The following is an 18,207-nucleotide window of genomic DNA, read 5'->3' as shown; positions in this document are numbered from 1 at the left end:
TCTTCCTGCTCTCGCTGTGGTCTCGAATGTCGGTGTGTAAGTGCGCTTCGGGGCGTTCGTCTCTAAGCGAGAGACTGACGCAAGCGCTGGAGGCGGCCGACGGCGCTGCCGTCGATCAGGTCGTCGCCCACGCGCACGACGACGCCGGCCAGCAGGCTCGGGTCCTCCTGTACGTGCACCGTGACGGGCTTGTCGTAGATGCGCTGCAGCGAAGCCGCCAGGTGCTCGCGCTGCTGCGGCGTCAGGGCCACCGCGGCACGGACGTGCGCCACGATCTGCTCCCGGAGCGAAGCCGCCAGGTCGGACAGCTCGTCGATGGCCGCGCCGGCATCGCCCTTGTGGCGCAGCACGGCCTGCTCGGCCAGCTGCAGGGTGATGTCCTCGACCTTGCCCGCGAGCAGACGCTGCACCAGGGCGAGCTTGGCTTCCGCCGGCTTGCCGTGGTCCTGCAGCGCCTGCTCCAGGTCCGGGTTGTCGTCGATGATCCGGGCCAGCCGGAACAGCTCGTCCTCGACGGCGTCCAGACGGCCACGCTCGTCCGCGGCGCGCAGCAGCGCTTCGCGGCCGAGCAGGACCAGCGTGTCGACCAGATCGCGGGCCCGCGACCAGTCCTGGGCCACCGCCGTGGTCAGCACGGCCAGGGTGGTGCCGCTGATCTTGCCGCCGAAGACGCGTTCGGCCAGCTCGGCGCGCGCCGAACTCGACACCGACTTATCCGCGAGCGCCACACGCAGCGAACGCTGGTCGTCGAGGACGGCGACAACGGCGAACAGTTCCGACCCCGTAGTAGCCGCGACGGTGTCGCTACCGGTCAGAGCGGCCCGAAGAGCTTCCCGCGCACGGGAACTCGCCTCGCGGCTCGCTGCGTACATGCTTCCCACTTTCGCGTCGTTACCTTCCGACCCCGATGCCGGCGTTCGCGTCCAGTTCCGCCAGGAACCGGTCGATCGACGCCGACTGCTTGGCCTCGTCGGCCACCGACTGACCGATGATCTTCTCGGCCAGGTCGACCGCGGTACGGCCCAGCTCGGACCGCAGCTCGGTCACGATCTGCTGGCGCTGTGCCTCCAGCTGCGAGTGACCGGCGGCCACGATGCGGTCGGCCTCGGCCTGCGCATCGGTACGCATCTGCGACAGGATGGCCGCACCCTGGGTGCGGGCTTCCTCACGGATCCGGGCAGCCTCGAGGCGAGCCTCGGCCAGCTGCTCCTGGTACTGCTGCAGGGTGGCCTGCGCCTCGGCCTGCGCGGCCTCGGCCTTGGCGATACCGCCCTCGATCTTCTCGGAACGCTCGTCCAGCACCTTGGTCAGGCGCGGGACGACGTACTTGGCGAAGACAAAGGCGATAACGATGAAGACGATCGCAGACCAGACAATGTCATAGGTCTTCGGGACGAGGGGGTTGATGTCCTCCTCGGCCGCGAGCAAGTAAATGCTGTTCATCGTTGATTCCTAGTCTTTTGCCGGAATCAGAAAATGAAGCCGGCGACGAGACCGATCAGCGCCAGGGCCTCGGTGAACGCGATACCCAGGAACATGTTGGTCCGGATGGTGCCCTGCAGCTCGGGCTGACGGGCGATGCCCTCGATGGCCTTACCGACGACGATGCCAACACCGATGCCGGGGCCGATCGCAGCGAGGCCGTAACCGATGGCGCCGAAGCCCTTGGACTTGGACTCGGCAACTTCAGCAGCCAGGTACGAGAGGGTGCTCATGTGTGTTTCATTCCCTTTCTGTCGCCCACCCGCCGGGCGGCGTGGAAGGCAGGTTTGTGATGTTGGTGCAGTCGGTCAGTGAGAGTCGGCGTGCTGCGCCAGACCGATGTAGACAGCGGTCAGCAGCGCGAACACGTACGCCTGCAGGAAAACCACCAGCAGCTCGAAGAGGGTGAAGCCGAGGCCCGCGAGCAGCGAGAACGGCGAGAACACCTTCATCCAGGAGACGGCATCGAACAGGAAGAACTGGGTGGCACTGAAGAACAGCACCAACATGATGTGGCCTGCCAGCATGTTCGCCAGAAGACGGACGGTCAGCGTGAACGGGCGCAGCACGAAGGTCGAGATGAACTCGATCGGGATCAGCAGCAGGTGCAGCGCGACCGGCACATCCGGCACCACGATGGACGAGCGCATGTATTTCAGGAAGCCGTACTTCTTGATGCCTACGTAGTTGAAGGTGACGTAGGCGACGATCGCCAGCACCAGAGGCATGCCGATCCGCGCGTTCGACGAGATGTTCAGGCCCGGAATGACACCCGAGACGTTCAGGAACAGCACGGTGAAGAAGATCGACGCGATCAGCGGGAAGAACTTCTTGCCGGATTCCTTGCCGAGCACCTCGTCGCAGATCTGCTCCTTGACGAACATCAGGCCGGATTCGGCGACATTCTGCAGTCCGCGCGGAACCAGCTGCGGCCGACGGAAAGCGGCGAACATCACGGCCAGGAGAACGACCGACATGAGGATGCGAATAAGCATCAAGCGGTCGAGCTCGAAAGGCGTCCCCTCGAACAGCACTGCTGGAGGGAAGAAGTCGTTGAGTGACGGCGCGTGGAACTCGCCCGCCAAAATGGTGACGCTCAGCGTTCTCTCCCGTGGTCGGCCGCAGGAGATAGTTTTCTCCTGCGGTTCGATCGGACATTGACGATCTGGTGGGTCGACTCAGGTCGGCTCGAAGTTCGTCAGCAGCTGTGGCATCACGCCCTGGCGTCTGTACGCGCGTCGGCGACATCGTCGACGGTGCAGAACCGTGACCCGACAGGGTCCGGTACGGCTGTAAGCATAACCTGCTCTCAGGCGGGTCGAAGATGACCCCCCTGTTGATTCGGTTGGCTACAGGTAAAGAGTTTATCAAGTTATCTACGACAATGCGTAGGGGGTCGCGGAAACGCGTGATGAACGGTGTTTCGCGAGGTCGCCGCAGGGGTCCCGCGGCTACAGGTCCCGGTCCACCTGCACGGTCGGAACCCGTTGGCGCAGAAGACCGTACGTCTCCGCACCCAGCACGATGAGCAGCGCGGCGACCACGGTGCAGAACAGCGCGCCGCGGCTGTAGAAGTCGTACTGCTGGAGCACTGCGACGACAATCACTGTCAGCAGCAGCTTTCCGACCCAGCTGCCGAGCAGCACGATGCCCTGCAGGCCGGATTCGATCTTCGCGCTGAACAACACCGAGGCGGCGGTGGTGAGGATGAAGGCGCCACCCAGGGCGGCGCCGATCAACGCGCCCCACAGGCCGGGCAGGCCCGCGAAGACCGTCGAGAGGATGGCCGAAACCACAACCAGCACAGCCAAACCGGCGATGCCATAGCGCAGTGCCGCGCGCAGCGGGGCGTCGGGACCGGGATCGGAAGGCGTGCTCACGTTCAGCAACTCTACCCGGCGGCGTGGTCGCGATCGCGGGGCGGTTTGCGGACTGAGTTGATCTTCAGTTCCCGCCAGGACGGCACCGCGGTGACGATCAGCGCGAAAACCAGTCCGGCCGCGAACAGCAGCACCACCATGCGCCGATCCGAGATCAGCGAGGTCCCGACCGCGCCGAATGCGAGCACACTCACCCACAGATAGATCACCAGCACTACGCGGCGCTGCGAATGCCCGATCTGCAGCAAACGGTGATGCAGATGCATTTTGTCCGGAGTGGAAAAGCTCACACCTGCGCGAACACGACGGACCACCGCCAAAACAAGATCGAGTACCGGAATGAACATCACCGCACCCACCAGCAACAACGGCGACAGCAGACCCACGATGTCGCGCGGGCCGTAACCCTGCAGCGGAATTCGCCCGGAAGCGCCGGTGGACACCGCGGCCAGCATCAATCCGATGAGCATGGAGCCGGTATCACCCATGAAAATGCGGGCTGGAGAAAAATTGTGCGGCAGAAATCCCAGGCACGCACCGGCCAGCGCCGCGGCCAGCAACGCGGGCGGATAGGTATCGGTGGAACCGCCCACCTCATAGAGCAAACCCACGGTGAACACGAAAACCGCGACCGCCGCGATGAAACCGAGGCCCGCGGCCAAACCATCCAGGCCGTCCACGAAATTCATGGCATTCACGACCGTCACCGTGATGCCCACCGTCACCAGACCACCCTGGAGCGGATCGAGCACCACGGTCTCGTTGGTGAAGGGGTTGTAGATGGCCACCCAGCTCAGGCCCATCACCGCCATCACACCCGCCGCGGTGATCTGGCCGACCAGTTTGGTCAGCCAGTCCAGGCCCCAGCGGTCGTCGATGATGCCGACCAGCACGATGAGCGTGGCCGCGGCCAGCACCGCCGGAATGTCCTTGGGATAGTCGAATCCGCGGCGCAGGGCGGGCAGCTGGTGGGCGAACAGCACGGCCGCCAGCAGGCCCAGGTAGATGCCCAGCCCGCCCATTCGCGGAATCGGCTTCACGTGCACATCGCGCTCACGCGGAATGGCGACCGCGCCGAAGGCGATGGCCAGCACCCGGATTCCCCCGGTGGTCAGGTAGGCGATGACCGTGGCGACGAGCAGCACCAGCAGCAGCTCCCGCAGCGGGACGACCGCGCCCTGGCTGAATACGCCCTGACTCAGCAGCATTAACGGGCCGTCACCGCGCGCCCGCCTGACGGAGCTCCTCGGGCGACATGCCGAGCACCTCCGCGACCTTCTCGACCGGCACCGCGCCCTCGCGCAGAATGCGCGGGGTGTCGGCGGTGAGATCGACGATGGTGGACGCCACCGCGTGATCGGCCGGTCCGCCGTCGAGGTACACCCCGACCAGATCGCCCAGCTGCGCCTGCGCCTCGGCGACCGTGGTGGCGGGCGGCTGCCCGGAGACGTTCGCGCTCGACACCGCCAGCGGACCCACCTCGCGCAGCAGCTCCAGCGCGACCGGGTGCAGCGGCATGCGCAGCATCACCGTGCCGCGCGCGTCACCGAGATCCCAGGCCAGCGAAGGAGCCTGCTGCACAACGAGACTCAGCCCGCCCGGCCAGAAGGCGCGGATCAGCTCGCGGGCCTGCGGACGCACCGAGAAGACCAGTCCGTCGATGGTGTTCCACGACCCGACCAGCACCGGCACCGGCATGTCCCGCCCGCGCCGCTTGGCGGCCAGCAGCGCGCTCACCGCCTGACTGTCGAACGCGTCGGCAGCGAGTCCGTAGAGCGTGTCGGTCGGAATGACCGCCAATCGCCCGGACTTCAGCGTGCTGCGCGCGGCGCTCAGGCCGGCGGCGCGGGAGTCGGGATCGGCACAGTCGTAGACGGTACTCACGGCTGACATCTTGGCACGGATCAACTCTCGATAGCTCTCAGGGGCAAGCCCCTGAAACCCCGGGAATCCCGGGGGCTCCGCCCCCGAACCCCCGACGAGCCGCCGGAGCCCGGGCCTTGAACCCTCGACAAGACGTCGCAGCCCCGGCCCCGAACGCCGACCGGGTGAGTGCGACCGGCCGCGAGCACTGGAAAGGGCCCTGCGGCTGCTGCCGCGGGAAACGACGAGCGTCCCGGGGCGTGAATTCGCAGGATCGGCACTCTTACGGATTGCGGAGAGGCCGGGCGAACGTAGGCTCGGGGGCGACGAAGGAGGCACGACTCATGATGCGTGCGATCTGGAACGGGACGGTCATCGCCGAGGCTCCGCGGACCGTGGAGGTCGAGGGGAATCAGTATTTTCCGGTGGAGTCGTTGAAGCGGGAGTTCTTCAGCGAGAGCTCTCACCACACCGTGTGCCCGTGGAAGGGCATTGCGAGCTATTACTCGGTCACGGTGGACGGGAAGGAGAATCCGGACGCGGCCTGGTACTACCCGAAGCCGAGCCCGCTGGCGCGCAAGATCAAGGATCATGTCGCGTTCTGGCACGGCGTGGAGATCGAGGGCAGCCCCGAGTAAACCGTCAGCCGGCGGTGCGGCGGGCCACGACGAAGCGGGGCTTTCCGGCGAGGTCGGGGTGTTCGACGATGTCGGTGAAGCCGCCGTGGGCGGCGAAGAGGGCGGCGACGCCGGAGCCGTTGGTGTCGTCGTGTTCGACTGCCACCGTGCCGTCTTCGCGCAGCAGGCGGGCGATGGTGGCGGTCATGGGGCGGATGACGGACAGGCCGTCGGGGCCGCCGAAGAGGGCGCGGTGCGGGTCGTGGTCGATCACCTCGGGATCGAGTTCGGCGTCCTCGGGGATGTAGGGCGGGTTGCAGACGACCATGTCCACCCGGCCGTTGAGCTGCGCGAGGAGGGCGGGGTCGGTGACGTCGCCGGCGTGCAGGTCGATCGGGGTGTCGCCCTCGTCGGCCAGTTGCCGCGCGTTGCGGCGGGCCCAGGCCAGGGCCTCGGTGTCGAGTTCGACGGCGTGCACCTGGGCGTCGGGGCGGGCGTGGGCGATGGCCAGGGCCAGGGCGCCGGAACCGGTGCACAGGTCCACCACGATCGGCTGATGCTCATGGCCGAGGGCTTCGAGCTGAGCGAGCGCCCAGGCGAACAGCAATTCCGTCTCCGGGCGCGGGACGAAGACGCCGGGGCCGACCGCGAGGTCGATCTCCCCCATCGCCGCGGTGCCCGTAAGGTGCTGCAGCGGAACGCGTTCCGCCCGTCTGGCGACCAGCTTGCGGTACTCCTCCAGCTGGTCGGGGGTGAGCATGGGCATCAGGGCGAGGCGCCCGCGATCGACGCCCAGCACATGTGCCGCAAGGTATTCCGCGTCGGCCTGGGGGCTGTGGACCCCCGCCGCGGCCAGGATCTCGACGGCCTCCCGGACGGCGGGGCGCAACGGTACACGACTCACGGTTCGCAGCCTTTCACTCCCCCGCCTCTCCGAGCCTTCAGCGGACGGCCAAGAGCCGTCGACCGCCATGCATCCATGTCGACGGTCGCGTGCCGAACCGATTCTGGACGTACCCGAGGAGTTACCCCGGGCGCGACGAAATCAGTTGTCACGTTGGGAGACGATACTGGCCGCCGAACGCTGACTGTGAGGGTATGCCGGTTATTCCGCTTATTCCGCGGCGAGGCGGGCGGTGCGGTCGGCTTCGCCCAGGGCGTTGAACAGGTCATCGAGGTTGCCGTCCAGCACCGAGTCCAGGTTGTGTGCCTTGAAACCGATGCGGTGATCGGCGATGCGGTTCTCCGGGAAGTTGTAGGTGCGGATGCGCTCGGAGCGGTCCACCGTGCGGATCTGCGAGGCGCGGCCCGCGGCCGCGTCGGCATCGGCCTGTTCCTCGGCGAGGGCCTGCAGCCGCGCCGCCAGCACCTGCTTGGCGCGAATCTTGTTCTGCAACTGCGAGCGTTCGTTCTGACAGGTCACCACCAGGCCGGTGGGCAGGTGGGTGATGCGCACGGCCGAGTCGGTGGTGTTGACGCCCTGGCCGCCCTTGCCGGAGGACCGGTAGACGTCGATCCGCAGGTCCTTCTCGTCGATCTCGACTTCCTCGACCTCGTCCGGCTCCGGGTACACCAGCACGCCCGCGGCCGAAGTGTGAATGCGCCCTTGGGATTCGGTGACCGGCACACGCTGCACGCGGTGCACGCCGCCCTCGAACTTGAGCTTGGACCACACGCCGTCGCGGGTCGCTTCCTTGCTCTTGATGGAGAAGCTGGCGTCCTTGTACCCGTCCAGATCCGAGTAGGTGACGCCGAGCACCTCGACCTTCCAGCCGTGCCGTTCCGCGTAACGCAGGTACATGCGGGCCAGATCGGAGGCGAACAGCGCCGATTCCTCGCCGCCCTCACCGGATTTCACCTCGAGGATGACATCGTCGGAGTCGTGCGGGTCGCGCGGCGCGAGCAGGTCGGTGAGCTGCTTGTCCAGCTCCTCCACCTGCTCCTGCAGGCCCGGGACCTCTGCCGCGAAGGACGAATCGTCGGCCGCCAGCTCCTCGGCGGCCGCGAGATCCTCCCGCGCGGTCTTCAACTTGTTGTAGGTGGCCATGATCGGACCGAGCTCGGCGAACCGCTTGCCCACACGCCGTGCCGCACCCGGATCGTTGTGCAGCGCCGGGTCCGCGAGCTGGGTTTCCAGACCCGTGTACTCAGCCAGGATGTCATCGATCGCGGACGGGGCCGCCTGCTTGTCGGCCATGGCGTGTGAACTCCTTCGAGAACGTGGTTCTGAACATAAGCGAGAGAGGAACCGCCCACGGTTCGCGGCCCGGCTCGATTCTGGACTGACGGAGCGGGGGAGCGAAGCGGAGGAGCGGAGGAGGGAAGAATCGAGCTTGCAGGGCCGCGAACGGCCGGAGCGAAGCGGAGGCAATTAAACACAGACGCCCGGCCCGCGGGTGCGGGACGGGCGTCGGCGGGACAGCTACTTGGCAGCCTTGTCGCGCTTGCCGTAGCGGGCCTCGAAGCGAGCCACGCGGCCACCGGTGTCCAGAATCTTCTGCTTGCCCGTGTAGAACGGGTGGCACTGGGAGCAGACCTCGACCGTGATCTGGCCCGACTCCTTGGTGCTCTTGGTCTGGAAGGTGTTGCCGCAGCCACACACGACCGTGGTGTCCACGTACGTGGGGTGAATTCCTGCCTTCATGGGTGTCCTTTCAAAAGGCTCCGGGTCGCCTGGCGATGCGAGACGTGAACCGGAACCGACTAGGCATGGTTGCCGACGGAACAGTATATGTGCCGCGGGCGAGTGGTCGTCACGAGGGGTGACACCGTCGTGAACAGGTGGTTGGACCCGTTTGTTCCCGGTCGTTCCCCCATAAAACTACGGGCACGCATATTCCGGATATTCCAGTGAGGCTGGAAGTCGAGTAGCTCGCTACTCAGGACTACGAACACTCATGTTCATAGAGTTTGTCCAGGTGAGAGTCCCGCGACCATCGGAAGGACGGCAGTGACCAGGAAGGACGCGACGATCGGGGGTCCGTCCCCCGTCACCGTGCCCGCCGAGGCCGGGAGGGCAGACCGGCGGGGCGCGGAGCTCGTCGCGGGGGCGATCCTGGTCACACTGACGCTGCTGGCGGTAGCGGGCTGGTGGATGGCTCCCGGAGAGTCCGGCAACGCGGTGGGACCGCTGAACCCGGCCCCCATCCCGCTGCGGGGGGACGCCACCCTCACCTACACAGCGGTCACGGCAGCGGATGTGTCCGGTGCCGTGACCGCGCTCATTCTCGGCTTCATGATCGCCGGCGGCGCGCTGATCGGACTGTTCTTCTACAGCCCGCGCCCGGTCCCGGGAAAACCGCAGGCACTGCCGGAACGACGGCGGCGGCTCCGCAGAAGCGGAGCCGCCGTCGTCAATAGCCTTGTGCTACAGGCTCATTCGTCGAGTGCGCCCGGGGCGGTCTTGGAGACCGTCATCAGGAACTCGACATTGCTCTTGGTCTTCTTCAACCGGTCGACCAGCAGGTCGATGGCCTGATGTGAATCCAGGCCGGAGAGCACGCGGCGCAGCTTGTGCAGGACCGCGGCCTCGTCGGGCGACATCAGCAGATCGTCGCGGCGGGTGCCGGACGGGTTGACGTCGACCGCCGGGAACACGCGGCGCTCGGCGATCTTGCGGTCCAGCTTGAGCTCGGCGTTACCCGTGCCCTTGAACTCCTCGAAGATGACCGTGTCACCGGTGGAACCGGTCTCCACCATCGCGGTGGCGATGATGGTGAGCGAGCCGCCGTTCTCGATATTGCGGGCCGCGCCGAGGAACCGCTTGGGCGGGTACAGCGCGGTGGAATCCACACCACCGGAAAGGATTCGGCCCGAGGCCGGGGACGAGTTGTTGTACGCACGGCCCAATCGGGTGATCGAGTCGAGCAGCACGACGACGTCCTGACCCTGCTCCACCAGGCGCTTGGCGCGCTCGATGGCGAGCTCGGCGACCGAGGTGTGGTCGCTCGGCGGCCGGTCGAACGTGGAGGCGATGACCTCGCCGCGCACCGAGCGCTGCATATCGGTCACTTCCTCGGGACGCTCGTCCACCAGCACCACCATCAGGTAGCACTCGGGGTTGTTCACCGAGATCGCGTTCGCGATGTCCTGCATGATCGTGGTCTTACCCGCCTTGGGCGGGGACACGATCAGCGCGCGCTGACCCTTACCGATCGGCATGATCAGATCGATGATGCGCGTGGTCAGCTTGTTCGGCTGGGTCTCCAGCCGCAGTCGCTGATTCGGGTACAGCGGGGTCAGCTTGTTGAATTCCGGTCGGCGCTTGGCACTTTCGACGTCCGCGCCGTTGACCGTGTCCAACCGCACCAGCGGATCGAACTTCTGCCGCTGGTTGCTCTGATCGCCGTCGCGCGGGGCGCGGACCGCACCGGTGATGGCGTCACCGCGGCGCAGGCCGTTCTTGCGGACCAGGTTCATCGAGACGTACACGTCGTTCGGGCCGGCCAGGTAGCCGGAGGTCCGGACGAACGCGTAGTTGTCGAGCACGTCGAGAATGCCGGCGACCGGCTGCAGGACGTCGTCCTCGCGGATCTCCATCTCGCGGGCCTCGCCACCGGCGGCGCCGCCCTCGCGGTCCCGCCCGCGACGACGCTCACGGAAGCGACGGCCCCGGCGGCCGCGGCCGCCTTCCTCGTCGTCACCGCCGCGATCATCGCGCTGGTTGCCGCGGCCGGCGCCGTTCTGGCTCTGCTGGTTGCGCTCGCCCTGGTCGGTGCGCTGGCCCTGCTCGCGGCGATCGCCCTGGTTGCCACGATCGCGACGGCGCTCGCCGCCCTCCTGCTCGCCCTTGTCGGCGGCGGGAGCCTCGGCGGTGGTCTCGGCGGTGGCGGCGCCACGCTGCTCGCGGCCCCGGCGCTGGCGACCGCGGCCGCGCTGGCCGCCATCCCGGCTGTCGTCGCCGCCCTCGGCGCGGGCGTTCTCGCCCTCCTCGCGCTTGGATTCGCGAGTCTCCGAAGCGTTTTGGCGCGACTGGGTGTCGGCCTTGCGCGCTTCGACCTTGTCCGCGTGGCCGGCCTTCGCCTCCGCCTTCACCTCGGCCGTGGCCGGAGCGGAGTCGGCAACAGCAGCGGCCTTCTTCACCTCGCGCGCGGGGGCCGACACGGACTCTCCGCCGTTCGGCGCGTCCTCGGTCTTGGCCTTCGCGTTCCGCGTGGGCTTGCCGCCGGTGGTGGCAACAGGCTTGGCGCCCCCGGCCTGGTTCTCCTTGATAGCGGCGATGAGATCACCCTTACGCATCCCGGAAGTGCCTCGGATACCGAGCTCTCCCGCAAGCGCACGCAACTGCGGCAACAACATTCCAGTCAGCCCCGATCGTGCGACGTCAGTTTGTTCGCTCATCTTCGAAATCTGTCCGGAGTCACTTTCGCGGCTACCCGAGGACGCTGAATCGCTATCCGTCCCGGGTGTCGCGAGCAGGTCCGTATCTGTCACGGAAATCCTTTCCTTCCCTCGACCGCCGTGTGCCTGTTCGAGGGTTCCTCCTGCAGTCCGGTCACGTGCCGGACTCGGATGCCGTATCGCCTGTCCCGCCGGGCCGGTGGGGTTGCCACCACGTGGGCTTCGCCACCGAGTGCTGGTGCTCATCCAACTCACAAGGTGGGAGAGATCATTCCAGTTGACTGGCTACCCCCAAGTTTCGAGCCTCAAGCCTCGAGCCTGAGCAAGGAGCCTCTGGAGCGATTTGCCCTGATGAAGCACCGGCGTCTGACGCGCACGATGTACGGACTCGCTCAGGATAGCTCCCACCTTTTGCATCGGCAAGGCAGGCGCGCTGTCAATCCACCGAGACGCCGCCGGCGATGCCCGGCTCGAGAACGCGCATGCCGTCCGCGATGGCGAGTTCGCGCAGTTCTTCGGGGAATTCGCTGGTCGCGAAGGCGAGCACGGTCGGGCCCGCGCCCGAGACGGTGGCCGCGATGCCCGCGGCACGCAACCGCTGCACCCATTTGGTGGTGAGCGGCAGCGCCGAGGCGCGGTAGCCCTGGTGTAGCCGGTCGGCCGTGGCGGGAAGCAGCAGGTCGGGCCGCTGCGTCAAGGCAACTACCGCGAGCGCGGACCGGCTGGCATTGAAGGCCGCGTCCCCGTGCGGAACCGTCTCCGGGAGCAGGCCGCGGGTGTGCGCGGTGGCGGAGCGTTCCTCGGGAATGAGCACCACCGGCCGCAGCGAGGGATGCGGCTCCAGCCGCACCGCACGGTACAGGCGGGCGTGATGCGCGTCGGCACTGCCGTTTTCGTCCGCGGAACGGTCGGTCTCCGTCCAGCACACCACGAATCCGCCCAGGATGCTGGCGGACGAATTATCCGGGTGGCCTTCGAATTCACCGGCCAGCTGGACCAGCACGTCATCGCCGTAGGCCAGCTCCGGATCGAATTTCGCGGCCAGCCCGCGTCCGGCCGCCAGGCCGCCCACCGCGGCCGACGCCGACGAGCCCATGCCCCGCGAGTGCGGAATCACGTTGCGGCACACCACGTCCAGGCCGTCGGCCCAGACGCCCGCGGCCTGCAGGCCGCGCTCGACGGCGCGCACCACCAGATGCGAAGGGCCCCAGGGCACATCGTCGGCGCCCTCGCCCTCCACCCTGATGGTCAGCCCGGAGTCGGTGGTGGACACCGTGATCTCGTCGTACAGCCCCAAAGCGATTCCGAGAGAATCGAAACCCGGGCCCAGGTTGGCGCTCGACGCCGGAACCCGCACGGTGACAGAGATTCCGGCGGGCAGCGTCCGCGTCACGCCGGTGCCTCGCCGGCGCTCGGTACCGTCGTACCGCGAAGCGGCTGTGACATGGTTCCCTCGCTCCGCTCGCTCACGGAGCTGACCATCACGAGAATTCAACTCAGGCCAGCTCGAGTTCGTGGGCCACGGCGACCGGGTCGACCGCGATCGGCGTCACCTCGGGCATGCCCTTGAGCGCGTTGTCCGGATCCTTGAGGCCGTTGCCGGTCACCGTGCAGACCACGGTGAGGCCGGAATCCAGCCAGCCCTCGGCGCGCGCGGCCAGCAGACCGGCCACCGAGGCAGCGGAAGCGGGCTCCACGAACACGCCCTCCTTGGCCGCGACCAGGTGATACGCGGCCAGGATCTCCTCGTCGGTGGCCGCGCGGAACGCACCGCCCGATTCCGTCTTGGCGTTCATGGCGCCGTTCCACGACGCGGGCGCGCCGATCCGGATGGCGGTGGCCACGGTCTCCGGGTTCGCGACCGGAGCGCCGTTGACCAGCGGCGCGGCGCCGGCGGCCTGTACACCCAGCATGCGCGGGCGCGAGCTGGTGGTGCCGTCGGCGTGGTACTCGCTGTAGCCCTTCCAGTACGCGGTGATATTGCCCGCATTGCCGACCGGCAGCACGTGCACATCGGGCGCCTTGCCCAGCGCGTCCACGATTTCGAAGGCGGCGGTCTTCTGGCCCTCGATGCGGGCCGGGTTGACCGAGTTCACCAGGCCGACCTCGGGGAAGTCCGCGGTGACCTTGCGGGCCAGCTCGAGACAGTCGTCGAAGTTGCCGTCCACCTGAATGATCTTCGCGCCCAGCATGACCGCCTGGGCCAGCTTGCCCATGGCGATCTTGCCCGACGGGATCAGCACCGCGCAGTGCAGACCGGCGCGGGTGGCGTACGCCGCGGCCGAGGCCGAGGTGTTGCCGGTGGAGGCGCACAGCACGGCGGTCTTGCCGTTGTACTTCGCATCCGTCATGGCCATGGTCATGCCGCGGTCCTTGAAGGAACCGGTCGGGTTCGCGCCCTCGACCTTGAGGTACACCTCACAGCCGGTCAGCTCGGAGAGGTGATGCGCGGGCACCAGCGGGGTGCCGCCCTCGAAGAGAGTGACGGCTTCCCAGTCAGCGGGAATCGCGAGCCGATCGCGGTAGGCGTCGATCAGACCCGGCCACGGCGTATGCACGGCTGTCGCGCGTGCGGTTGCACTCATTCCTCGGTGCCTTCCAATCTCAGAACACTGGTCACGGACGTGACGGAGTCCAGTTCGGCCAATGCGGCAACGGTATCCGCAAGCGCGGATTCCTGCGCATGGTGGGTCACCACGACCAGGCGAGCGCCGACGTCGTGGCCTTCCTGCCGGACCGTCGAGATGCTCACACCGTGCTTGGCGAATTCCCCGGCGACCGCTTCCAGCACACCGGTGCGGTCGGCCACCTGCAGGTTCACGTGGTAGCGGGTCGGGGTGTCGCCGATCGAAGCGATCGGCAGCTCAGCATAGACCGATTCGCCCGGAGCGCGGCCACCGTAGAACTTGTTGCGCGCCGCCATCACCAGATCGCCCATGACGGCCGAGGCGGTCGGCGCGCCGCCGGCGCCCTGACCGTAGAACATCAGCCGGCCGGCGTTCTCGGCCTCCACGACCACGGCGTTGAACGCGCCGTTGACCGCGGCCAGCGGGTGCTTGCGCGGGATGAGGGCGGGGTAGACGCGCACGGAGATCTTCTCCTTGCCGCCGTCATCGGTGACGCGCTCGGCCATGGCCAGCAGCTTCACGGTGCAGCCCACGGCCGCCGCGGTCTCCAGATCCTCGGAGGTGATCTTGGAGATGCCCTCGCGGTACACATCACCGGAGGTGACGCGGGTGTGGAAGGCCACGGAGGCGAGGATGGCGGCCTTGGCGGCGGCGTCGTAGCCCTCGACATCAGCGGTCGGGTCGGCCTCCGCGTAGCCCAGGCGGGTGGCCTCGGCAAGCACGTCGCCGTAGTCCGCGCCGGTCTCGGCCATGGCCGAGAGGATGAAGTTGGTGGTGCCGTTGACGATGCCGACCACGCGGTTGACCCGGTCGCCGGACAGCGACTGGATGAGCGGGCGGATCACCGGGATGGCCCCGGCGACCGCGGCCTCGAAGTACAGGTCGGCACGGTTGGATTCGGCCGCGGCGGCCAGCTCGCCGGTGTAATCGGCGAGCAGTGCCTTGTTCGCGGTGATCACCGACTTGCCCTTGGTGAGCGCGGACTTGATCAGGTCGCGGGCCGGGTCGATACCGCCCATGACCTCGACCACGATGTCCACGTCGTCGCGGGTGACCAGGGCCTCGGCATCGGTGGTGATCAGCTCGGCGGGCAGGCCGCGGTCCTTGCTCAGGTCGCGCACCGCGACACCACGCAGCACGACCGGAGCGCCGACCCGGTTGCTCAGGTCGTCGGCGTGGTCACGAATGATGCGGACCACCTCGGTGCCGACCGTGCCCATGCCGAGGACGGCCACGCCAATGGGATGATCCTGTCCCCACACGCCGTTTCTGTTCTCGGTCATGCCTTCACCTCCAAGCTGAGTAGGTCCTCCACCGTTTCGCGGCGAAGGATCAAGCGCGCCTTGCCATCTCGCACCGCGACCACTGCGGGCCGGGTGAGCATGTTGTAGCGGCTCGACATCGAGTAGCAGTACGCGCCGGTCGCGGCCACCGCCACCAGGTCGCCCGGGCCCACATCGGCCGGGAGCCAGGTATCGCGGATGACGATATCCCCACTCTCGCAATGCTTTCCGACCACTCGCGCAACCACCGGACCGGCCTCGCTGGAGCGCGAGACCAGGCGGCAGTCGTACTCGGCCTGATACAGAGCGGGACGGATGTTGTCGCTCATGCCGCCGTCGACGCTCACATAGCGTCGGCGATTACCACCGTCGAGCACAACATCTTTGATGGTGCCGACCTCGTAGACGGTGACGGTGCCGGGACCGGCGATGGCGCGGCCCGGCTCGACCGCGATTGTCGGCACCGGCAGCCCGGCCCGCTCGGCCTCCTCTGCCACGATGCGGCGCAGGTTGGCGGCGAAGCCGTCCAGGGCCGGCGGATCCTCGTGCGGCAGGTACGAAATGCCCAGGCCGCCACCGAGATCCAGCACGCGCATCTGTTCGGCGCGTTCCATGCCGAACTTGTCGGCGACCTCGCGCAGCAGGCCCAGCATGCGGCGGGTGGAGATCTCGAAGCCGTCGATCTCGAAGATCTGCGAGCCGATGTGCGAGTGCAGGCCGACCAGGCGCAGATTGTCGGACTCGAAGACCCGGGCGATGGCCTGCATGGCGTCGCCGCCGGCGATGGAGAAGCCGAACTTCTGGTCCTCGTGCGCGGTCGAGATGTACTCGTGGGTGTGGGCCTCCACGCCGACGGTGACGCGGATCAGCACGTCCACCACCTTGCCGGCGCGCTTGGCCACCGCCTCCAGGCGCTCGATCTCGATCAGCGAGTCGACGACCACGTCGCCGACGCCCGCCCCGACCGCCATCTCCAGCTCTGGCACCGATTTGTTGTTGCCGTGCAGGGCGATCCGCTCGGCCGGGAAGCCGGCGTGCAGCGCCACCGACAGCTCGCCGCCGGAGCACACGTCCAGGTGCAGGCCCTCGTCACGGATCCAGCGGGCGACCTCGCCGCACAGGAATGCCTTGGAGGCGTAGTGGACTCGCGCGCCGTCACCGAAGGCGCGGACCATGTCCCGGCAGCGGGAGCGGAAGTCGTCCTCGTCGATCACGAACAGCGGGGTGCCGTACTCGGCGGCCAGCTCGTGCACCGGCACGCCCGCCAGCCGCACCACGCCGTCGGCGTCGCGAGCGGCGTTGCGCGGCCACACATTCGCGGGCAGTTCGATCATCTGCGCCGGTGCGCTGGGGCGCTCGGCGAGCGTGGGCGCGTGCGGGATGTCCGCGTGGCGGGGTCCTGCGGGGTGAGCACTCATCTACATACGCTCCGGTGCACTGACGCCTAGGAGGCCGAGGCCGTTGGCGAGAACCTGACGGGTGGCTTTGACCAGCTCGAGGCGAGCGGCATTCAGCGGGGTGACCACGTCGTCGCCCTGCGGGATGACGCGCAGCGTCTTGTCGGACTGGAAGGGGTGGTAGGCCCCGGCGAGTTCCTCGAGGTAGCGCACGACCCGGTGCGGCTCCCGCATCTCGGCGGCGGTGGCCACCACGCGCGGGTACTCGCCCAGCGTGCGGATGAGCGCGCCCTCGCGGTCATCGGTCAGCAGCGCGAAATCCGGTGTGACCGAGGCGTAGTCGAACGCGGCCGCGTTACCGAGGATCTGGTTGGTGCGCGCGTGCGCGTACTGCACGTAGTAAACCGGGTTCTCGCTGTCCTGCCGGGTCCACAGGTCCAGGTCGATGTCGATGCTGGAGTTCACCGAGGAGCGCACCAGCGAGTACCGCGCCGCGTCCACGCCGATCTGCTCGACCAGGTCGTCGAGGGTGACGACGGTGCCCGCGCGCTTCGACATGCGAACGGCGGCACCATCTTTCACCAGGTTCACCATCTGGCCGATGAGCACCTCGACGGTGTCCGGGTTGTCGCCGAACGCGGCCGCGGCGGCCTTGAGACGGCCGATGTAGCCGTGGTGGTCCGCACCGAGCATGTAGATGCACAGATCGAAACCGCGCGAGCGCTTGTTCTGGAAGTAGGCGATGTCACCGCCGATGTAGGCGGACTTGCCGTCGCTCTTGATGACGACGCGGTCCTTGTCGTCGCCGTATTCGGTGGAGGCGATCCACCAGGCGCCGTCCTTCTCGTACAGCTTGCCGGACGCCTTCAGCGTCTCGATGGCCTGCTCGACCGCGCCGGAGGCGAACAGCGAACTCTCGTTGAAGTAGACGTCGAAGTCGGTGCCGAAATCGTGCAGCGTCTGCTTGATGTGCGCGAACATGAGCTCGACGCCCTCGCGGCGGAACAGCTCGTGGCGCTCGGCCTCCGGGAGTTCCAGCACACCCGGGTTGGCCTTCACGACGGTGTCGGCGATCTCGTTGATATACGCGCCCGCGTAGCCGTCCTCGGGGGTCGGCTGTCCCAGCGCGGCGGCCACCAGCGAGTTGGCGAAGCGGTCGATCTGCGCGCCGTGGTCGTTGAAGTAGTACTCGCGCGTTACGTCCGCGCCCTGGGCCGCCAGGATCCGGCCGAGCGCGTCGCCGACCGAGGCCCAGCGGGTTCCACCCAGGTGGATCGGGCCCGTCGGGTTGGCGGAGACGAATTCGAGGTTGATCTTGGTGCCCCCGAGAGCGTCCGCGGTGCCGAACTTCGCACCCGCCTCGAGGATCTTCTCGACGATCGCGCCCTGCGCGGCCTTGGCCAGGCGAATATTCAGGAAGCCCGGTCCCGCGACCTCGGCGGCCTCGATGCCCTCGGCGGCCGACAGCGCCCCGGCCAGCAACGTCGCGAAATCGCGGGGGTTCATTCCCGCCTTCTTGCCTACCTGCATGGCCACATTCGTGGCATAGTCACCGTGCTCGGGGTTGCGGGGACGCTCCACCTTGACCTCGTCGGGCAGGATCGCAGGGTCTGATCCACGTTCGACAAGTACCTTCGCCGCGGTAGCACGAAGGAGATCTGCAAGGTCAGCTGGAGTCACGAGTCACTATCCTATGGTCTGAGCAGGTGAACGCCGCG

General features: G+C 67.6%; 18 protein-coding genes. 2 read left to right on the top strand and 16 right to left on the bottom strand.

Features of this window, described 5'->3' with window-relative positions; all coding sequences use genetic code 11:
* Positions 1-62 precede the first annotated feature (62 nt).
* The 7 genes from ACFXKA_RS32230 to ACFXKA_RS32200 all read right to left on the bottom strand — a co-directional run bounded on the left by ACFXKA_RS32230 (position 63) and on the right by ACFXKA_RS32200 (position 5,246).
* The gene (locus ACFXKA_RS32230; protein ID WP_354849546.1) at positions 63-872 is read right to left on the bottom strand and encodes a F0F1 ATP synthase subunit delta; all 810 of its coding nucleotides are present in this window, start codon (positions 870-872) and stop codon (positions 63-65) included.
* A gap of 19 nt (positions 873-891) precedes the next feature.
* Positions 892-1,443, bottom strand: a complete 552-nt coding sequence (locus ACFXKA_RS32225; protein WP_354849543.1) for a F0F1 ATP synthase subunit B — start codon at positions 1,441-1,443, stop codon at positions 892-894.
* Between the two features lie 26 nt (positions 1,444-1,469).
* A complete protein-coding gene (locus ACFXKA_RS32220; RefSeq protein ID WP_040856073.1) occupies positions 1,470-1,715 on the bottom strand; it encodes an ATP synthase F0 subunit C in 246 nt (81 codons plus the stop codon).
* 75 nt (positions 1,716-1,790) lie between these two features.
* Positions 1,791-2,516, bottom strand: a complete 726-nt coding sequence (gene atpB / locus ACFXKA_RS32215; protein ID WP_354849580.1) for a F0F1 ATP synthase subunit A — start codon at positions 2,514-2,516, stop codon at positions 1,791-1,793.
* A 417-nt stretch (positions 2,517-2,933) separates the two neighbouring features.
* Positions 2,934-3,362 carry a hypothetical protein gene (locus ACFXKA_RS32210; protein WP_379402842.1) on the bottom strand — a complete coding sequence of 143 codons (429 nt, stop codon included), beginning with the start codon at positions 3,360-3,362 and terminating at the stop codon, positions 2,934-2,936.
* A gap of 11 nt (positions 3,363-3,373) precedes the next feature.
* The gene (locus tag ACFXKA_RS32205) at positions 3,374-4,570 is read right to left on the bottom strand and encodes an MraY family glycosyltransferase (RefSeq protein ID WP_354849539.1); all 1,197 of its coding nucleotides are present in this window, start codon (positions 4,568-4,570) and stop codon (positions 3,374-3,376) included.
* Between the two features lie 10 nt (positions 4,571-4,580).
* The gene (locus ACFXKA_RS32200) at positions 4,581-5,246 is read right to left on the bottom strand and encodes an L-threonylcarbamoyladenylate synthase (RefSeq protein ID WP_354849536.1); all 666 of its coding nucleotides are present in this window, start codon (positions 5,244-5,246) and stop codon (positions 4,581-4,583) included.
* A gap of 323 nt (positions 5,247-5,569) precedes the next feature.
* Between ACFXKA_RS32200 and ACFXKA_RS32195 the strand changes: the two genes are divergently transcribed.
* A complete protein-coding gene (locus tag ACFXKA_RS32195) occupies positions 5,570-5,863 on the top strand; it encodes a DUF427 domain-containing protein (protein ID WP_379390897.1) in 294 nt (97 codons plus the stop codon).
* 4 nt (positions 5,864-5,867) lie between these two features.
* On the opposite strand, the gene prmC is transcribed toward ACFXKA_RS32195, so the two are convergent.
* The 3 genes from prmC to rpmE all read right to left on the bottom strand — a co-directional run bounded on the left by prmC (position 5,868) and on the right by rpmE (position 8,486).
* Positions 5,868-6,746, bottom strand: a complete 879-nt coding sequence (prmC, locus tag ACFXKA_RS32190) for a peptide chain release factor N(5)-glutamine methyltransferase (protein WP_379430181.1) — start codon at positions 6,744-6,746, stop codon at positions 5,868-5,870.
* Positions 6,747-6,956: 210 nt separating this feature from the next.
* Positions 6,957-8,039, bottom strand: coding sequence for a peptide chain release factor 1 (gene prfA, locus ACFXKA_RS32185; protein WP_354849528.1), 1,083 nt, complete (start codon positions 8,037-8,039; stop codon positions 6,957-6,959).
* Between the two features lie 225 nt (positions 8,040-8,264).
* Positions 8,265-8,486 carry a 50S ribosomal protein L31 gene (rpmE, locus tag ACFXKA_RS32180; RefSeq protein WP_040856062.1) on the bottom strand — a complete coding sequence of 74 codons (222 nt, stop codon included), beginning with the start codon at positions 8,484-8,486 and terminating at the stop codon, positions 8,265-8,267.
* Positions 8,487-8,792: 306 nt separating this feature from the next.
* On the opposite strand from rpmE, the gene ACFXKA_RS32175 reads away from it, so the two are divergent.
* Positions 8,793-9,320: a hypothetical protein gene (locus tag ACFXKA_RS32175; protein ID WP_379430180.1), complete on the top strand. Its 528-nt coding sequence runs from the start codon at positions 8,793-8,795 to the stop codon at positions 9,318-9,320.
* Here ACFXKA_RS32175 and rho read toward each other — a convergent pair.
* The 6 genes from rho to argS form a co-directional block, all read right to left on the bottom strand.
* On the bottom strand, positions 9,218-11,275 hold the full coding sequence (gene rho / locus ACFXKA_RS32170) for a transcription termination factor Rho (protein ID WP_379430179.1): 2,058 nt from the start codon (positions 11,273-11,275) through the stop codon (positions 9,218-9,220). The genes ACFXKA_RS32175 and rho overlap by 103 nt on opposite strands.
* 343 nt (positions 11,276-11,618) lie before the next feature.
* The gene (gene thrB / locus ACFXKA_RS32165) at positions 11,619-12,575 is read right to left on the bottom strand and encodes a homoserine kinase (protein WP_379430178.1); all 957 of its coding nucleotides are present in this window, start codon (positions 12,573-12,575) and stop codon (positions 11,619-11,621) included.
* A gap of 103 nt (positions 12,576-12,678) precedes the next feature.
* Entirely contained in the window at positions 12,679-13,767 is a 1,089-nt protein-coding gene (gene thrC / locus ACFXKA_RS32160) for a threonine synthase (RefSeq protein ID WP_379430177.1), read from the bottom strand.
* Positions 13,764-15,092 carry a homoserine dehydrogenase gene (locus tag ACFXKA_RS32155; protein ID WP_379430176.1) on the bottom strand — a complete coding sequence of 443 codons (1,329 nt, stop codon included), beginning with the start codon at positions 15,090-15,092 and terminating at the stop codon, positions 13,764-13,766. The genes thrC and ACFXKA_RS32155 overlap by 4 nt, the downstream gene beginning before the upstream one ends.
* On the bottom strand, positions 15,089-16,510 hold the full coding sequence (lysA, locus tag ACFXKA_RS32150) for a diaminopimelate decarboxylase (protein ID WP_354849512.1): 1,422 nt from the start codon (positions 16,508-16,510) through the stop codon (positions 15,089-15,091). The genes ACFXKA_RS32155 and lysA overlap by 4 nt, the downstream gene beginning before the upstream one ends.
* Entirely contained in the window at positions 16,511-18,169 is a 1,659-nt protein-coding gene (gene argS / locus ACFXKA_RS32145) for an arginine--tRNA ligase (protein WP_379430175.1), read from the bottom strand.
* Positions 18,170-18,207: the final 38 nt, after the last annotated feature.

The sequence above is a fragment of the Nocardia sp. NPDC059228 genome, from assembly GCF_042754245.1.
In the GTDB taxonomy this organism is placed as follows: Bacteria; Actinomycetota; Actinomycetes; order Mycobacteriales; family Mycobacteriaceae; genus Nocardia.
The sequence above is the reverse complement of the archived record's forward strand: the minus strand, read 5'-3'. Positions and strand labels throughout refer to the sequence as shown.